Annotated in this window: 11 protein-coding genes; 8 read left to right on the forward strand and 3 right to left on the reverse strand. The window is 70.4% G+C overall.

Translation table 11 applies throughout. The features are described from left to right. Position 1 precedes the first annotated feature (1 nt). From GobsT_RS10060 to GobsT_RS10085, 6 genes are all read left to right on the forward strand, one after another. Positions 2-1171 (forward strand): glycosyltransferase family 4 protein, encoded by a 1170-nt coding sequence (locus GobsT_RS10060; RefSeq protein WP_162097339.1) that lies wholly within the window; start codon positions 2-4, stop codon positions 1169-1171. Positions 1172-1173: 2 nt separating this feature from the next. Beyond that, positions 1174-2307: a glycosyltransferase gene (locus GobsT_RS10065; RefSeq protein WP_010034995.1), complete on the forward strand. Its 1134-nt coding sequence runs from the start codon at positions 1174-1176 to the stop codon at positions 2305-2307. Between the two features lie 265 nt (positions 2308-2572). Next, complete coding sequence (locus tag GobsT_RS10070; RefSeq protein WP_029600680.1) at positions 2573-3736, forward strand: glycosyltransferase family 4 protein; 1164 nt, start codon at positions 2573-2575, stop codon at positions 3734-3736. 350 nt (positions 3737-4086) lie between these two features. Beyond that, positions 4087-5289 (forward strand): glycosyltransferase family 4 protein, encoded by a 1203-nt coding sequence (locus GobsT_RS10075; protein WP_202903382.1) that lies wholly within the window; start codon positions 4087-4089, stop codon positions 5287-5289. A gap of 132 nt (positions 5290-5421) precedes the next feature. Further along, entirely contained in the window at positions 5422-6492 is a 1071-nt protein-coding gene (locus GobsT_RS10080; protein WP_010034984.1) for a glycosyltransferase family 4 protein, read from the forward strand. Beyond that, positions 6492-7715 carry a glycosyltransferase family 4 protein gene (locus GobsT_RS10085; RefSeq protein WP_010034981.1) on the forward strand — a complete coding sequence of 408 codons (1224 nt, stop codon included), beginning with the start codon at positions 6492-6494 and terminating at the stop codon, positions 7713-7715. The genes GobsT_RS10080 and GobsT_RS10085 overlap by 1 nt, the downstream gene beginning before the upstream one ends. Before the next feature lie 69 nt (positions 7716-7784). Here the strand turns inward: GobsT_RS10085 and GobsT_RS10090 are convergent, their stop codons facing one another. From GobsT_RS10090 to GobsT_RS10100, 3 genes are all read right to left on the reverse strand, one after another. Further along, positions 7785-9233, reverse strand: a complete 1449-nt coding sequence (locus GobsT_RS10090) for a (Fe-S)-binding protein (protein ID WP_010034978.1) — start codon at positions 9231-9233, stop codon at positions 7785-7787. A gap of 161 nt (positions 9234-9394) precedes the next feature. After that, on the reverse strand, positions 9395-10573 hold the full coding sequence (locus tag GobsT_RS10095) for an FAD-binding oxidoreductase (RefSeq protein ID WP_010034975.1): 1179 nt from the start codon (positions 10571-10573) through the stop codon (positions 9395-9397). Positions 10574-10660: 87 nt separating this feature from the next. Next, complete coding sequence (locus GobsT_RS10100; RefSeq protein ID WP_010034972.1) at positions 10661-12286, reverse strand: HD domain-containing phosphohydrolase; 1626 nt, start codon at positions 12284-12286, stop codon at positions 10661-10663. A 305-nt stretch (positions 12287-12591) separates the two neighbouring features. On the opposite strand from GobsT_RS10100, the gene GobsT_RS10105 reads away from it, so the two are divergent. Next, on the forward strand, positions 12592-13428 hold the full coding sequence (locus tag GobsT_RS10105; RefSeq protein ID WP_010034969.1) for a sugar phosphate nucleotidyltransferase: 837 nt from the start codon (positions 12592-12594) through the stop codon (positions 13426-13428). Between the two features lie 7 nt (positions 13429-13435). Beyond that, positions 13436-16756, forward strand: coding sequence for a UTP--glucose-1-phosphate uridylyltransferase (locus tag GobsT_RS10110; protein WP_010034966.1), 3321 nt, complete (start codon positions 13436-13438; stop codon positions 16754-16756). Positions 16757-16984 lie beyond the last annotated feature (228 nt).

The following is a 16984-nucleotide window of genomic DNA, read 5'->3' on the forward strand; positions in this document are numbered from 1 at the left end:
CATGCGAGTTCTGATTGCGACACAGCATTTGAGTATCGTTGGCGGCGTCGAAACCTACCTTCGGGCCGTGCTCCCGCACCTCCGTGCGCGCGGTTTTGATGTGGCCCTGCTGGCCGAGCACGGCGCGACCGACGCGGGGGTGGGCGCGGGCGTCCCCGGGGTGCCGGTGTGGGTCGGGCCGGAGGCTTTTCGCGAGGTGGTGCGGTGGGCGCCCGACGTGGTGTACAGCCAAGGGCTGGCGGACACGGTGCTGGAGGCCGCCCTCGCCGACCGATTCCCAACCATATTTTACGCGCACAACTACCACGGCACTTGCGTGAGCGGAACCAAGTGCCACTCGCGGCCCCGGTTCGAGCCCTGCGACCGGGTGCTGGGGTTGGGGTGCCTCGCGGCGTACCTGCCGCGGGGGTGCGGCGGGCGGAACCCGCTCACCATGTTGGGCCTGTACCGGACCCAGCGCCGGCGCCGCGCGAACGTGGACCGGTACCGTGCCGTCCTCGTCGCCAGCCGGCACATGGCGGCCGAATACGGGCGGCACGGGGTGTCTGCGGACCGGCTACGGCTCCTGCCGCTGTTCCCCCCGGACGCCGTGCCCGACCCGGAGCCGCCCGTGCCGCGCCGGCGGTCCGACCGGGTGCTGTTCGTGGGCCGGGTGACCGCGCTGAAGGGGCTCACGCACCTGATTGAGGCGATGCCCCGGGCGTGTGCGGAACTGGGGCGAACACTCACGCTCGTGGTTGCCGGAGACGGTCCGGCGCTTTCAGCGGCGACGACCGAGGCGACACGTTTCGGGGTTCGGGTTGAGTTCCTGGGGTGGGTGAAGGCCGACCGGCGGGCGGCCGAGATGCGAGCGGCCGACGTACTCGCCGTCCCCAGCGTGTGGCCGGAGCCCTTCGGGTTGGTCGGTGTCGAGGCCGGCTGCGTCGGGCTGCCGGCTGTAGCTTTTGCGACGGGTGGGGTTCCGGACTGGCTCGAACCCGGTGTGTCCGGTGAGTCTGCCCCGGGGCTCCATCCGAATGCCGAAGAGTTGGCCTCGGCGTTGGTCCGTATACTCTCCACCGAGGCCCATTGGCACCAACTACGTATTGGCGCGTGGGAGACCGCGAAGCGATTCAGTGCTGAGGCGCACCTCAGCCGATTGATCAACGTACTTCGGCAGGCGGCTACCTAAAAATGACTCGTCGTTGGGCGATTATTACCGGCGAGTACCCGACGAAATCCGGCGGGGTCGCGGACTACACCCAACTGGTGGCTCGTGGGTTGGCCGCGGCCGGGGACACTGTGACGGTGTTCGCGCCCCGGTACTCAGGGCCGACTGCGGACGATCCAGGTGTGACGGTCGTTCGGTTGCTGGACCATTTCGGCCCCCGCGGGCTGATCGCCCTCGACGGCCAACTCGCCCGGCTGCGCCCGGATCGGATACTGGTGCAGTACGTGCCGCACGCCTACGGGTACAAGGCGCTGAACCTACCGTTCGCTGCGTGGGTGGCGGCCCGGGCTCCCCGGATCGCACCGGTCTGGGTGATGTTTCACGAGGTTGCGTTTCCGTTCGCGTGGCGCTACCCGCACCTGATCCTCGGAGCCGCGAACGCGGTTATGGCCCGGCTCGTTGCCGGCGGGGCGGATCGAGTGCTCGTCTCGGTGCCCCAGTGGGCCGAGCGGTTGCGCCGGCTCAGCCCGCGCGCGCGACCAGGCGAGTGGGTGCCGGTGCCGAGTAACATCCCGCACGTTCCGCGCGTTCCGGCTCTCAAGGCGGATGGGAATTTTACCATCGGCCATTTTGGGACGTACGGGGCGGCCGTCGCGCCCCTGCTCGAACCCGCACTCGCACGCCTCCTCGCGCCCGCGGGACGGGTCGCGTTACTGCTCGGACGCGGCGCGGGCAAGTTCGCAGGTTCGTTCGGGGATCGGCACCCCGCACTGGCGCACCGGGTGACCGCGGTCGGGGGGCTGTCGGGCTCCGGCATCGCGGAACATTTCCACCGCTGCGACATGCTACTTCAGCCGTACATTGATGGGCTCAGCTGCCGACGCGGAAGTGCGATGGCGGGGCTGGCGAACGGTATACCCGTGGTGTCGAACGCGGGCGCGGCCACGGAAAGGATGTGGGCTGTTGAGGGGGCGGGATGTGTCGCGCTTGCGCCCTCTGCCAGTTCTGACGCCCTGGCGGCCGAGGCCGAGGCCCTGATCGCGCTGCCCGCCGGGGCGCGGGAGGGCGTCGGCCAGCGCGGTGCGGAACTGTATCACAAACGATTTAGTTTAGAGAATACGCTCGAAGTGCTTCGCGGTCGCTCGGCGGCGGGATAAAGCCCGAGTCATGAGACGTTCGCTGGTACCGCGGCTGGCCGCGAACTGGCACTCCGCTGGTACATCGCTACCCACTCGCTACCCACTAACGGCAGGGCATTTTCACAGACTGTTCGCGCGAACAGTTCTAAACCAGTCGCGTGCCATCTGACGGTTGTGAGCGAACGCCTTGGGCGCCACTGCTGTTAGGCCGCTGCTACCCGTAACATCGACAGTAGCGGTAAAAAGCCGCAAGCGGCCCTGATGGGCTCCAGGTGGAGAGCGAATGAAGGCCCGTCGTTTGCTAACCGTTGGCCACTCGTACGTGGTGGCGCTAAATCGCCGGCTGGCGCACGAGATGGCCCTTGCCGGAAGAGGGACGTGGGAGGTGACCGCGGTCGCCCCGAAATTCGTGTACGGTGACCTTCGGCAGATCGAATTGGAACCTTATCCAGGCGAGGCGTGCCGGCTGGAACCGGTCGCCGCGTACCTGTCTCGCTGGATTCACGTTATGGCCTACGGCCGGCGGGTGCGGGCGCTGCTACGCGAACCGTGGGATCTCGTTCACTGCTGGGGGGAGCCGTACACGCTTTCCGGCTTTCAGGTGGCCCGGTGGGCGCCCGCCGGGGCGCCGTTCGTGTTCTGGACCGCCCAGAACTTGGCAAAGCGGTACCCGTTGCCGTTCCGGTGGTTCGAGCGGTCCGTTCTGCGCCGGGCGGACGGCTGGCTCGCGTGCGGCCAGACAACGGTGGACGCACAGTTGGGACGCGACTCGGGCTACGACAGCAAGCCGCACCGGGTGATGCCGCTGGGCGTTGACCTTGATGTGTTTCGGCCGGATCCCGTGTCCGGTGCGGCCGTCCGCCGGCAACTCGGGTGGGACGTTAATGGCCCACCGGTGGTCGGGTACTTGGGGCGGTTCATCGGCGAGAAGGGGCTTCCGCTTCTGACCCGGGCGCTTGACATGCTCTCGGTTCCGTGGCGGGCGCTGTTCGTCGGGGGGGGGCCGCTCGAGATCGAACTGCGGACCTGGGGGCAGAAGTACGGTGACCGCGTCCGGGTGGTTACGGGGGTGCCGCACGATCGGGTGCCCGCGCACCTCGCCGCGATGGACGTACTGGCGGCGCCGAGCCAAACCACGCCGCGGTGGAAGGAGCAACTCGGTCGAATGCTGATCGAGGCGTTCGCGTGCGGGGTTGCGGTCGCCGGCAGCGATTCCGGTGAGATCCCGCACGTCATTGGCGACGCCGGGCGCGTGGTTCCCGAGGCCGACGAGGCGGCGTGGGCTGTGACACTGGCCGAACTGGTCGAAAACCGGAACGCGCGCGACGAACTGGCGGCCCGCGGGTTGGAGCGGGCTCGCACCGCGTTCGCCTGGCCGGTCGTTGCCGGTCAACACTTGGACTTTTTCAATGAGTTGCTCGATCGTTCCAGGTATAATCGCGGTTGATCAATTTTGCTGGTTGTATCGGGGCGATTGTCGTGTATGAGTGCCCGCGGAGTGGCGACCAGGCTACTGGGCCCTCTGTTGTGCGTGATTTCGCGACGGTGGTGCTCCAGATCGTGGCGCCAGCGCTCGCGGGTGCGTAGCCGCGCCGTTTTAGGTGGGCTGACGCGGAACTGCTCCTGAGCCCGCTCTGCGGGCCGAACGTGTCGTAATTGCGTCCATGGTTCGGGCGCACGATACTGACGCTTGACTCTGAGCGTTCGTGATACGGGCGCCCGCTCGGGCCGCTGCTGCGGTTTTAGATTCGCACATGCCGGACTGCCAACCGGCTTAATAAGACAAGTGGTGAGCGTGTGAGTGATGCTGCTGAAACGACTGTCGTCGCCCCTCCCCAGTTCGTGCGGGTAAAACGTCCCCGCCGGCTGCTCTCGCTCGCCCACTCCTACGTGGTCGGGATGAACCGCCGACTCGCGCACGAGATGTCCCGCGTCGGCGGGGGCTCGTGGGAAGTGGTCGCCGCGGCGCCGAAATACTTCGACGGCAGCGACCTCCGTCCGGTGCGGCTCGAACTCAGGGCCGACGAACCGTGCCGGGTCGTTCCACTGAACGCGTACTTCACCCGGCGGCCCCACCTGTTCCTGTACGGGCGGCAGCTCCGCAGCTTGCTGCGCGAGGGCTGGGACGCGGTTCACGCGTGGGAGGAGCCGTACATCCTTGCCGGGGGCGAGGTGGCGTGGTGGACCCCGCGCGACTCGGCCCTCGTGTTCCGCACCGCACAGAGTATCAACAAGACGTACCCGCTGCCGTTCTCGCTCGTCGAGCGGTACGCGATGCATAAAGCCGCGGGGTGGATCTGTAGCGGCTCACTGGTCGAGCAGACGTTGTCCGCCCGCCGGGGGTACGACAAGCCTCGCGCGCGCATCCCCCTGGGGGTCGACACGGAGGCGTTCCGGCCGGACCCAGAGGCGGGGCGGAACGTGCTTCAGAAACTCGGATGGGCGGGGGGGGCGCCAGTGATCGGCTACCTTGGCCGGTTCGTGCCGGACAAGGGGCTGAACCTGCTCACCGCCGCACTCGATGAGGTGCCCGGGGAGTGGCGCGCCTTGTTCGTCGGTGCGGGGCCGTCGGAATCGCAACTGCGCGAATGGGCTTCTAAATATGGCGATCGCGTCCGGATTTGCACGGACGTGACCCACGACTTTGTGCCGGCTTACCTGAACGCGATGACCGTCCTCTGCGCCCCCAGCCAGACAATGCCGAACTGGAAAGAACAATTCGGGCGCATGGTCGTGGAGTCCTTCGCGGCCGGCGTGCCCTTCATCGGTAGCGACAGCGGTGAGATCCCGTTCGTCGTTCGTGACAGCGGTCTGATTGTCGGTGAGAAGGACGTTGCCGGTTGGGCACGCGCGATCGGAGAATTGATCGCGTCCCCAGGCCAACGCCGCGTTCTTGCAGACAAGGGGTTGCAGCGCACACGGGACGAGTTCGCTTGGCCGGTTGTGGCGCGGCAGTACCTCAACTTTTTCGAGCGCGTCCTTGCAGAGAAGCGGAATTAGGACCTTTGGGTAGGTCTTCCGTAACTTGCGTTTCCCAGGGTGTTTTGCGTGCCGCCAGAGCATTGTCCGATCGCCGTTAGCGCCGCGCGCCTCGGGGTCGTGCGTGACTTTCGCGCCGAAACGTGGCCCAGCATGGACCTGTGCGCGGACCAACTTCTCGCGCACCTCCCGGGCACGGCGCTAACGGCGACCGACCTCGAAACGCCGTTCGTGCGGCTGTTCCAGCGGTCACCGGTGGTGGGCCGCACGAACGCGGCATTTAATGTGGACCGGCTTGTCAACCGGCACCTGACGCTCCCACGGTTCTTGCGAACGCGCGCCCGCGAATTTGATCTCTTCCACATTGTCGACCACAGCTACGCGCACGCGACTCTGGCCCTCCCCCCCGGGCGCGCCGGTGTGTACTGCCACGACCTCGACGCGTTCCGATCACTACTCGAGCCGGCGCGCGAGCCGCGCCCGTGGTGGTTCCGGAGACTGGCCCGTCGCACCCTTCGCGGGATGCAGGCCGCCGCCGTGGTGTTTCACAATTCGCGCGAAGTGGGGCGTCAGCTCACCGATGCGGGGCTCGTGCCCGCGGAAAAATTGGTGCATGCGCCCCTCGGCGTGGCGCACGAGTTCGCGCCGGACGGCGGGTCGGTCGAACTGCCCGCGCCGGGCCTCCCGCCCGAACCGTTCCTGTTACACGTCGGCAGTCACATTCCGCGGAAGCGCATCGACGTGCTGCTGGACGTGTTCGCCGCGGTGCTGAAGCGCCACCCGGACGTGCGCTTGGTGCAGGTCGGCCCGCCGTGGGCGCGGGCGTTCGCGGACCAGATCGAACGCCTCGGCACCGCCGGGCGCATCGTGCGGTTCGCGGGCCTGTCGCGCGAGCAGCTTGCGGAACTGTACCGCCGCGCCAGCGTGGTGCTGGTGCCGAGCGCAGCGGAAGGCTTCGGGCTGCCGGTGATCGAAGCGCTCGCCTGCGGTGCGGCGGTGGTCGCGAGCGACATCCCCGTCTTACGTGAGGTCGGCGGGGAGGCGGTCGCGTATCGGCCGGTCGCGGACGTGCCCGCATGGGCCGAAGCGGTTTCGCGTGTGTTAAACGGTACGGGCTTCGCGCCCCCGCGCGAGGACCGGCTGGCGCGCGCGGCGTTGTATTCGTGGCGCGAACACGCGCGGGTCATCGCGGACGCGTACCTGCGCCTGGCGGGGGGGGGCTGATGCGGGTGCTGTTTCTGAGCCCGGTGAGTACGCTCGGCGGGGCCGAGCGGGTGCTCATCACGGCCGTCGCCGGGGTCCGCCGCGCCGACCCGTCGGTTGCGGTGGGTGTGCTGACCGCGGGCGACGGCCCGTTGCTCGCCCAGGCGCGTGCGCTCGGGGCCGAAGTGGAGGCGGTTCCGGTCCCCGGCGCGCTGGCCCGGCTCGGCGACAGCCAGTTGCGGTCGGGTGGGAAATGGGCCGGCCGGCTGGCGCTGCTCGCGCGAACCGCGCTGGCCGCACCGGCCGGCGCGGGGTACGTCGCGGCCCTTCGCGCTGCGGTTGCGAGATTCCGGCCCGATGTCGTTCACTCGAACGGCATCAAGACGCACCTGCTCTCCCGGTTCGCGGTCCCGCGCCGGGTGCCGGTGGTGTGGCACCTGCACGACTTTTACGGGCTGCGCCCGCTGGCGGCGAAACTGCTGCGGCGCGGGAGCGGGCGGGTGCGCGCCGGGGTGGCGATATCCGAGGCGGTCGCCGCCGACACCGCGAAGGCGCTGCCGGGCGTGCCGGTCCGCACCGCACTGAACGCGGTGGATTTGACCCGGTTCGAGCCGGGTGGCCGTAGCACCGACCTTGACGCGCTGGCCGGGGTGGCGCCCGCCCCGGCGGGCACGGTGCGCGTGGGACTGGTGGCCGCATACGCTCGCTGGAAGGGGCACCTCGCGTTCCTCGACGCCGCACAACAACTGGCACGCGAGGCGCCGAGCCTGCCGGTGCGGTGGTACATCGTCGGCGGTGCGATCTACGCGACCGCGGCGCAGTTCTCGGAAGCGGAGCTGCGCGCCGCCGCCGCGGAACGCGGGCTGGCGGACCGGGTCGCGTTCGTGCCGTTTCAGACCGATACGGCGGACGTGTATCGGGCGCTCGACGTTATGGTCCACGCGTCCACGCTGCCCGAGCCGTTCGGGCTGACGGTCGCCGAAGCGATGGCGTGCGGCCGCGCGGTCGTGGTCTCTGCGGCGGGGGGAGCGGCCGAACTGTTTACCGACGGTGATGACGCACTGGGCGCCGCCCCCGGTGACGTGCCGGGAATCGCGGCGGCGGTGCGGCGCTTTGCCGAAAGTGCGGAACTGCGGTTGCGCCTCGGGGCGAACGCGCGGCGGACGGCCGAAGCGAAGTTCGACTCGCTGCGTTACGGCCCCCAACTGCTGCAAATATACCGCGAGGTGACCGGCCCGCAGTAGCGCTCTTCGGTGCCGGGAGCGCCTGCCGAGCAACTCGTGACCGGGTGCGAGTTGCCCGTGCCACCGATCTCACCCTTCAAGTCCTTTCGGCATTTCGCCGCTGTAGCTGGCCCAGAGCGCGTCAACCGGGTGGGCGCACCACACGCCCGGTTCGAGCGCCTTCAAGTGCCGCGTGATCTGCATCAGGCACCCGACGTTGCCCGTGAACAGCGCCTTTGCGCCGGTGGCCGCGATGTTGGCCGTTTTTCGCTTCCCGAGCCGGTCGGCCATTTCGGGCTGTGTCAGGTTGTAGCTGCCCGCGGCCCCGCAGCACAGTTCGCTTTCCGCCAGTGGTATCAGTTCCAACCCCGGGATCATTTCTAGCAACTGTCGCGGTTGTTTGAAAATCTGCTGTGCGTGCCGGAGGTGGCAGGCGTCGTGGTAAGTGGCCCGGATGTTGAGCGGGTGTTTCGGTCGCACCGGGCCGAGTTCCACGAGGAACTCGCTGACATCGCGGACCTTGCTCTGGAGCCGCGCCGCCGCTTCCGCGTGCGGCGTGGCGTGCATCATGTGGGCGTAGTCCTTGAGCTGGTACCCGCACCCGGCCGCGTTGGTGATGATCGCATCGACATCTTTGAACGTCTCGGGGTTGGTCGCGCCGAAGGTATCGCAGTTCTGTGCCGCGAACTCCCGCGCCGGCCCTTCCTGTGCGGCGTGGTAGTGCAGCGCGCCGCAGCACCCCTGGTTCCGGGGGATCCACACCTCGCACCCGTTCGCCTGGAGCACCTTCGCCGTGGCGTAGTTCGTTTCGGGGTAGAGCGCGTCCGCGACGCAGCCCAAGAACAGCGCCACCCGCGCCCGCTTCGGGCCGATCGGCTCCAGCACCTCGGGGAGCTGTCCGTAGTGCGGTTTCAGGTCCGGGAGCATCCGCTTCATGTTGCGGAGCGACCCGGGCACCAGTTCCATGAGCCCGGTCTTTTCGGTGAGCCAGTCCAACCCGGTCCACTGCATCAGGCGGGCCGGGGCCAGCGACGCCCGGTTGCGCCACCGGTACGGGAACACGTGGAACAGCAGGAACTTCTGGACCGCGTTGAGCGACTGCACCTGCCGCTCGGGTTCGAGTTCGTTCATGAACTCGCGGAACGGCTCGATGAGGCGCCCGTACTGCACGCCCGACGGGCACGCGGTCTCGCACGCCCGGCAGTTGAGGCACAGGTCGAGGTGCTGCTTCACGTCGCTGTCGAGCGCGAGCGTGCCGTCGATGACGCCCCGCATGAGGTAGATGCGCCCGCGGGGCGAGTCCGCCTCGTTCGCGGTTTCCATGTACGTGGGGCAGCTCGCGGTGCAGAGGCCGCAATGGACGCAGTCGAGAACGAGCTCGTAATCGACCCGCGGGCCATGCGAGCCGGTGCCGTGACCGTGCGGCGGGGCGGGGAGGGGGGCTCCGGTCGCGGTCGGGGCGGCGACGCTCGCGGAGAGGATTGGCAGCGCGGTCCGCTGCGCTTCGGAATCGGCCAGGTTGGGAGTGGGTGTGGCCATGTCGTTCCGTGCGGGCTGGTGGGGGCTTTGAGGCCGGGGCGCCGGGCCGCGAAATCCGTTACCGACTCGACCGCGGAGCGCCCGCGGCTCGCGGCGCGAGCGATCGGGCCGTGGGCGTCACCCTGGCCGGCCGGTTACGTGCCGGGTGTACACGAGCGGGCTCACACGTCGCCAAACAGGCGGCCGGGGTTGAACACGTTATCCGGGTCGAGCGTCTTCTTGATGTGCCGCATCAGCTCCCATCCGGGTGGCACGGCGCCCCAGATCGGGAGCCCCTTTTTCTGCTCCGGCGGGCACCGGTGCAGCACCGCCCCGTCCGGCTGTGCTTCGTCCGAGTGAACCCAGATCACACCCGACAGCGCGTGCGCGTGAACGGCGGCTCCAGCGGGTTGCCGCGCCACCGCCTCCGCCACCTTGCTCGGCAGGACCGCGAGCTTCGCGATGAACCGCGAGCGCTGACGTCCTTGCAGCGCCGTCAGCGCGTCGAGAGCCGAAGTGTCGGGTAGCTCGGTCACGTGGCGGATGGGGGCGGACTTCAGCTCGTTCAACAGCGCCGCCGCCTGCCACCGCACCGTTGCCCCTTTCTCTTCGAAGCCGACAACGAACACCCAGGCGGCATCCGGTCCGGAGCTTGTGGCGCTGATCCCCGCCGTTCGCCACGCGGTCTGGTTTAACAGCTCGACCGCCACCGGTCGCGTCTTGCTCGCGGCAATCGTGTCGAGCACGCCCGCGAGCGAGTCGGTGTCGCAGCCGAACATAACGGCCGCACTCGCCTCGGGCTTGGGCTTCACTTTCAAGGTGAGCTGCGTCACCACGCCGAGCGTGCCGAGCGCGCCGATTTGCAGCTTCATCAGATCGTAGCCGGCCACGTTCTTCACCACGCGACCGCCGGCCTTCACCTCCACCCCGTCGTCCGTTACGAACGAGATGCCGATGACGTAGTCGCGGAGCGTGCCGTGCCCGAACCGGCGCGGGCCGCTCGCGTTGACCGCCACCGCGCCACCCAGGGTCGCCCTTTCGGGCGAAGGAACGTCGATCGGGAGCCACTGACCCTCTTTGGCCAGTTCCGCCCGGAGGGCCGCGAAGGTGGTGCCGGCGCGCGCCGTGATGGTCATGTCGCGGGCCGGGTAGTCGATCACGCCCGAAAGGGCCGTGGTGTCGCACGCGGCGCCCGGCTTGATCGGCGGCCGGCCGAAGTCGATGGCGGTGCGCCCGCCGACCGGGTACAGGCCGTGCTTCCGAGCGCGGGTGCGGGTGACCAGCGCACCCAACTCGGCGACGGTGCCGGGCCGTTCGACCGGGAGCGGATCGAACTCATCAATGCGGATGGAGTCGGCCACGGTTGCGGGGGGAGGGTGGTGGGGTGCAACCGTGGTGTTGTATGGACCTCGCGGCGGGACGTCGCTCCGCCGGTCCGGCGGAGCGGATCAGACCCGGTCCGCGCCGGCCTTCTCGTGGACCGCGTCGCGGAGCGCCGCGAGCGCCGCGCCGGCCAGCGCCGCCCGCTCGCGGTCCAGCTCCTGGCGCGTCAGCGTGTGGAGCCCGGCTTCGGCGTCACGCCGCTCCCGCGCTTCGCGCTCCAGGAGCGCTTCCAACCGCGGCCGGAGGCGCGCGAACGCTTCCACGCACGCCGGGTCGAAGTGGGTGCCGGCGCCGGTTTGCAGCTCGGCGAACGCCCGCGCGGCCGGCATCCCGGCCCGGTACGGGCGGTCCGAGGTCATCGCGTCGAACGCGTCCGCCACCGCCACCACGCGAGCGGTCAGGGGGATCTCTTCGCCCTTCAGTGCGTCCGGGTACCCGCGCCCGTCCCAGCGCTCGTGGTGCCCCCGGACGACCGGCAGCGCCCACGCGAGCCCGGGGATCATCTGGACGATCTCCGCCCCGCGCAGCACATGCGTCTTCATCTGCGTGAACTCGGCGTCCGACAGCCGCCCCGGCTTCCGGAGGATGGCGTCATCAATGCCGATCTTGCCGATGTCGTGGAGCAGTGTGGCCACCTGGAGCTGCTTGCGGTCCTCGTCGGGCAGCCCCAACTCGTCGGCCAGCAGCAGCGCGTAGGTGGTGACCCGCTGGGTGTGGTTGCCGGTGTACTCGTCGCGCATCTCCACGGCCTGGGCCAGCGCCGTGACGGTCTGGACGAACATGGCCCGGTTCCGCTCGATCAGTTGCTGCCGGTCCAGCCCGAGCGCGACCGCGTCGGCCAGCGTGTCGGCCAGCTCCAGGTCCGCGGCGGTGAACGGTTCGGCCTCCATCCCGCGGTCCAGGTGGAGGGCACCGAACGCGCGGTCCGGCGCCTGGAGGATCGCGCAGATGACGGAGTTCAGGTCGCCGCTGACGGCGCTCTCGGCCTGGTAGCGGGCGGCCTCGGTTCGGTCCGCGAACAGCAGCGACTGCCGGCGCCGCAGCGCGACCGCGGCGAGCGTCTTGCCGGGCGGGCGCCCGCCGCGGGCGGCAAAGTGCCGGGCGGCGAGGTGGCCGGTCGCGTCGTCCACGAGGAACACCGCCGCCCGGCGGGCCCCGAAACAGACCAGCGCGTCGCTGATTAGCGCCTGAAGCGCGTCCGCGGGCCGCGGCGCTTCGGCCAGCCGGTGTGCCGCCCGGATCAGTCGCAAGAAGCCCGGCCGCTCGGGGCCGGCGCCGACCGGGGCGGTCGTGTCGATCGGGTCGGGGTGCCGCCGGGCCGCGGCCTCGACGTGAACCGTTTGGTTCCCGAGCCGCACCGCGATCGGCCGAACCCGGACGAGGTCCACCGTGAACACCAGCGCGCCGATCTGGATCGTGTCGCCGGCCTTCAACGGCTGCGGGGTGCGGCCGATGCGTACGCCGTTCAGGACCGTGCCGTTGGAACTGCCGCGGTCGCGGACCACCCACACCTCGTCGAGCAGGTACACTTCGGCGTGCAACCGGCTCACGGACAGGTCGTCGAGGGCGACCTCGAGTTCCGGGAGCCGGCCCATGCGCAGGTGCCCGGACGCGGTCCAGGTGCGCGGGGCGGTGCCGTCGCCGGCGAGTGAAAGGGTGACGCACGGCTGCTCGGTGCTGGGCGGTTCCATACGTTTTCGGCGCTCCGGTGCGGAGAGGGGTGGCCGAAGGGCGGGACTGGTCAATTTTGTAACCCCGCAAATCTAGAACACGGCCCCGACAAAAGTCGCTGCGCGTCAGGGTTTTGGAGGCCGATCTGTGTTGCGCAGTGGCAAGACCGGTTGCGGCACAACGGCGCCGCCGTCCCGGCTCGTCCGGCGCGTGAAGGCCCCGGGCGTCTTGCCCGGCGAAACGGGGCGCCGGGCGGCCGCCACTGCCCCTGCGCGACCGTATTCCTACACTTCACACGGTCGTCTCGTTCCAAGCGGGTGGTGCGATGGAAGTGACCAAGGCGGTGATCACGGCCGCGGGCCGCAGCCAGCGGGGGCTGCCGGTGCAGGCCCTCGTGGACCGCGACGGCGCGGAAAAGCGGGCGCTGGAGGTCGTGCTCGACGAGGCGGTCGAAGCGGGCGCCGAGGAGGTGTGCCTGGTGATCGCGCCGGGCGACGCGGCCGCGTACCGGGCGGCCGCCGGCCCCCACGCGGGGCGGCTCACCTTCGTGGAACAGCCCGAGCCGCTCGGCTACGGCCACGCGGTGCTGCTCGCCCGCGAGTTCACCGCCGGCCGCCCGTTTCTGCACATGGTCAGCGACCACCTGTTCGTCGCCCGCGGGGCCACCCGCTCGGCGAAGCAGGTCGCCGACCTGGCCCGGGCCGAAGGGTGCGCGGTCTCGGCCGTGCAGCCCACCCGGGAGCGGGCGCTGCGGTTCTACGGGGCCGTGGGCGGGCGCCGGGTGCCCCGCCGCCCGGACCTGTACGAGGTCCAGCACGTGCTCGAGAAGCCGACCCCGAGCGAGGCCGAGCAGGTACTCTCGGTGCCCGGGGTGCGGGCCGGGTTCTACCTGTGCTTCTTCGGCATCCACGTGCTCACCCCCGCGGTCATGGGCCTCCTTGCCGAGCAGGCCGCGCGGGGGGCGGAGCCGCTGGCCCTCTCCCCGGCGCTCGCCGAACTGGCCCGGCGCGAGCGCTACCTCGCCCTTGAGGTGGCCGGGCAGCGGTACGACACCGGGCTCAAGTACGGGCTGCTCACGGCGCAGCTCGCCCTCGCCCTCGACGGCGTGGACCGGGAGCGGATCCTGGCCCAGATCATCGACCTCCTGGCCCAGCGGGGCTGATCCGCCTATGCCGCTCAGCGACCTGATCACGTCCGCCGACCCGGCGGTGCGGAACACCCCCCTGGCCGCCGCGTGCCGCGCCCTCGGCTACGGCGAGCTGCTGGCCGAGCGGGACGCCCTCGACCGGTTCCGGCGCGACCGCGAGAACCTGTACGAGCGGGTCCGGGCGCTGTTCTTCCTGTACGCGATCGACCGGTTCCACCTGCCCGCCCGGCCCGAACTGCCGGCCGCCGGCCGGGTGCCCTACGCGGGCGTCGAGCGGCTCATGGGCCGGCGGTTCGACGAGGCGGTGCGGCTGTTCCGCGCGGAGGAGGCGGCCCGCGGGCCGAGCGACCCGCTGTGCAGCGCCCTGGCCGCGGCGTACCACGCGCTCGCGTTCCAGACCCTCGCCGACCAGGTGCGGGCGAGCGTCCGCGGGGCCCCGGGCAACCGGTGGATGTTCCGCACCGGGTCGGCCGACGAGCACCCGCTCCGGGTGCGCCCCGAACTGCTCGCCCGGTCCGGTCCCGGCACCCCGTTCCCGGTGCTCCGCGAGCGCACCCCCGTGCGCATGGACCTGTCCCACTCGTGCTGGAGCGATATTTTCTTCCTGGGCATGGACTACCCGGAAGGGGCGCGGGTGCTGAACGTGTCCATCGACCTGGGCGTGAACGGGCGGGACGCGGCCCCGCGGCCGCCCATTGAGGTCTACTTCCGGGTCATCGACGAGCCGGTGCTCCGGCTGGTGAGCGTGGACCTGGACGCCGCGGCCGACGTGCGGTCGCTCGACGAGGTGTTCGACTTCGCACGGGACTACCTGGGGCTGCTGAAGGCCGCGGTGATCGCGTCGGGGCTGATCCCGCCGGGCCTGGAGGGCGTGCGCCAGGAGCTGGGCCAGGTGCTGGAGGCGCTGGTCGGTCCGGGGCTGGGGATCGAGCTGGTCAGTGTGGTGAACGACATTCCGAAGGGCTCGCGGCTGGCGGTGTCCACTAACCTGCTGGCGGCCCTCATCGCGGTGTGCATGCGCACCACGGGGCAGGCGAAGGCGCTCACCGGCGGGCTGAGCGAGCCCGAGCGCCGGCTGGTCGCGGCGCGGGCCATCCTCGGCGAGTGGATCGGCGGGTCCGGCGGCGGGTGGCAGGACTCGGGCGGGGTGTGGCCCGGGATCAAGCTCATCGAGGGCGCCGCCGCGGCCGAGGGCGACCCGGAGTTCGGCGTGAGCCGCGGGTGCCTGCTCCCGCGGCACACGGTGCTGGGTCCGGACCGCGTGCCGCCGGACGCGCGGCGGCGGCTGGAAGACAGCCTCGTGCTCGTCCACGGCGGCATGGCGCAGAACGTCGGCCCGGTGCTCGAGATGGTGACGGAGAAGTACCTGCTCCGCGAGGAGCGCGAGTGGGCCGCCCGCCAGGAGGCGCTCGGGTTCTTCGACGAGATCGTGGGGCGCCTGGAGCGGGGCGAGGTGCGGGCGCTGGGCGCCGCCACCACGCGGAACTTCGGCGGGCCGATCCAGACCATCATCCCGGCCGCGACCAACGCGTTCACCGAGGCGCTGATCGCCTCGACGCGGGCGCACTTCGGTACGGACTTCTGGGGCTTCTGGATGCTGGGCGGGATGTCCGGCGGCGGGATGGGGTTCATCGTCGCGCCCGAGCGGAAGCCGGAGGCGCAGCGGTTCCTGCTCGCCGAGATGTCCCGGCTGCGGGGCGCGCTGCGCACGAGCCTGCCGTTCGCGATGGAACCGGTCGTCTACGACTTCGCCATCAACCCGCGCGGCACCGCCGCCGACCTGCTGCCCGCGGACGAGTCGCTCCTGCCGCGCGGGTACTACGCCCTGCTCGTCCCGCGGTGGCTCCGCGAGGACCCGCGCGCGGTGCCGGCGTCGAAGCGGGCCGAACTCGACCGCGTGGGCCGGGCCGCTCGTCGGGGAGGAGACCTGGCGGGCCTGGTGGAGTCGCTGTTCGACCGCATGCTGCCGAGCGCGCCGGCCGCCGCCGCCCGGAGCGGCACCCTGACCGAACTGCTGGCGGCCAACGGGTTCGACCGCGAGCAGCACGAGCGCGTCCGCGCGGACCTGCGCCGCGGCCTCATCGGGCTGGCCCAGAACCGGCTCCCGGCGTCGACGGTGGTCGAGGACGTGAAGCCCGGCGACGTGTCTGATGCTCGCGCTGGTATAAGCGCGGAGCACGTGGCACGGGGCCGTGCGGCGCTGGAGGCCGGTGAGGCCGCGGTGGTGACGCTGGCGGCCGGGGCCGGGAGCCGGTGGACGCAAGGGGCGGGCGTGGTGAAGGCGCTCCACCCGTTCGTGCGGCTCGCCGGCCGGCACCGCACGTTCCTCGAGATCCATTTGGCGAAGAGCCGGCGCGTGTCGGACCTCGTCGGGGCGCCGGTGCCGCACGTGTTCACGACGGGGTACCTGACGCACGAGCCGATCCGGGCGCACCTGGACGGCAACCGCTCCTACGTCTACCCGGGGCCGGTGCGGCTCTCGCCCGGGGCGTCCGTCGGGCTGCGCCTGGTGCCGATGGAGCGGGACCTGCGGTTCGCGTGGGAGGAGACCGCGCACCAGGTGCTCGACGAGCGCAAGCAGCGGGTCCGCGAGAGCGCCCACGCGGCCCTCATCGGCTGGGCCAAGGCGGCGGGCGAGGGGGCGGACTACACCGACAACGAGCCGCCCCAGTGCCTGCACCCGGTGGGCCACTGGTACGAGGTGCCGAACCTGCTCCTGAACGGGACGCTCCGGGACCTGCTGGCCGAGCGCCCGCGGCTCAAGTACCTGCTCGTCCACAACGTGGACACGCTCGGCGCGGCCCTCGACCCGGGGGTGCTGGGGCTGCACATCGCGTCCGGCCGGGCGCTCACCTACGAGGTGATCGGGCGGCGGATCGACGACCGCGGCGGCGGGTTGGCCCGCGTGGACGGGAAGGTGCGCATCGTCGAAGGGCTCGCGATGCCGCGCGAGGAGGAGGAGTTCAACCTCACCTTTTACAACACCCTCACCACCTGGGTGGACATCGACCAACTGCTCACGTGGTTCGGTCTGACGCGCGCCGATCTGGCGGACGCCGAAAAGGTGGGGGAGGCCATCGGGCGCATGGCGCCCCGGCTCCCGACGTACGTGACGCTCAAGGACGTGAAGAAGCGCTGGGGGCACGGGCAAGAGGACGTGTACCCGGTATGTCAGTTCGAGAAGCTGTGGGGCGATATGACGGCCGTCGGGGGCGTGGACTGCGGGTTCGTCGCGGTGCCCCGCCCGCGCGGGCAGCAGCTCAAAGACCCCGCCCAGCTCGACGGCTGGCTCCGCGACGGCTCCGCGGATGCGATCGCGTCGCTGTGCGCCTTCTCCGACTGACCCGCTCCTCGCATGCGCCCCGGTTCGGAGTAATAAACTCCGGGCCGGATTGCGTTTGTATTCCGTAACACGTCTTCCGCGCCGGCTAACAATTCGTCGCTCTGTTCTGACTTTCGGTCCGCATTCCTGGTGAGGTCGGCAGAACCGCTCGCCGGTTGTGCTGGTGACGAACCGGGATCGTGGGTAAAGGTGTGGCGTCCGCCGTTCCCGTCGCGGAAACTGGATGGC

It is taken from the genome of Gemmata obscuriglobus, assembly GCF_008065095.1.
In the GTDB taxonomy this organism is placed as follows: Bacteria; Planctomycetota; Planctomycetia; order Gemmatales; family Gemmataceae; genus Gemmata; species Gemmata obscuriglobus.

What these genes read in the sequence shown, in the direction of transcription:
- GobsT_RS10060 (WP_162097339.1), top strand. Translation starts at nt 2, where the DNA reads ATGCGAGTTCTGATTGCGACACAGCATTTGAGTATCGTTGGCGGCGTC.
- GobsT_RS10065 (WP_010034995.1), top strand. Translation starts at nt 1,174, where the DNA reads ATGACTCGTCGTTGGGCGATTATTACCGGCGAGTACCCGACGAAATCC.
- GobsT_RS10070 (WP_029600680.1), top strand. Translation starts at nt 2,573, where the DNA reads ATGAAGGCCCGTCGTTTGCTAACCGTTGGCCACTCGTACGTGGTGGCG.
- GobsT_RS10080 (WP_010034984.1), top strand. Translation starts at nt 5,422, where the DNA reads ATGGACCTGTGCGCGGACCAACTTCTCGCGCACCTCCCGGGCACGGCG.
- GobsT_RS10085 (WP_010034981.1), top strand. Translation starts at nt 6,492, where the DNA reads ATGCGGGTGCTGTTTCTGAGCCCGGTGAGTACGCTCGGCGGGGCCGAG.
- GobsT_RS10090 (WP_010034978.1), bottom strand. Translation starts at nt 9,233, where the DNA reads ATGGCCACACCCACTCCCAACCTGGCCGATTCCGAAGCGCAGCGGACC.
- GobsT_RS10100 (WP_010034972.1), bottom strand. Translation starts at nt 12,286, where the DNA reads ATGGAACCGCCCAGCACCGAGCAGCCGTGCGTCACCCTTTCACTCGCC.
- GobsT_RS10105 (WP_010034969.1), top strand. Translation starts at nt 12,592, where the DNA reads ATGGAAGTGACCAAGGCGGTGATCACGGCCGCGGGCCGCAGCCAGCGG.
- GobsT_RS10110 (WP_010034966.1), top strand. Translation starts at nt 13,436, where the DNA reads ATGCCGCTCAGCGACCTGATCACGTCCGCCGACCCGGCGGTGCGGAAC.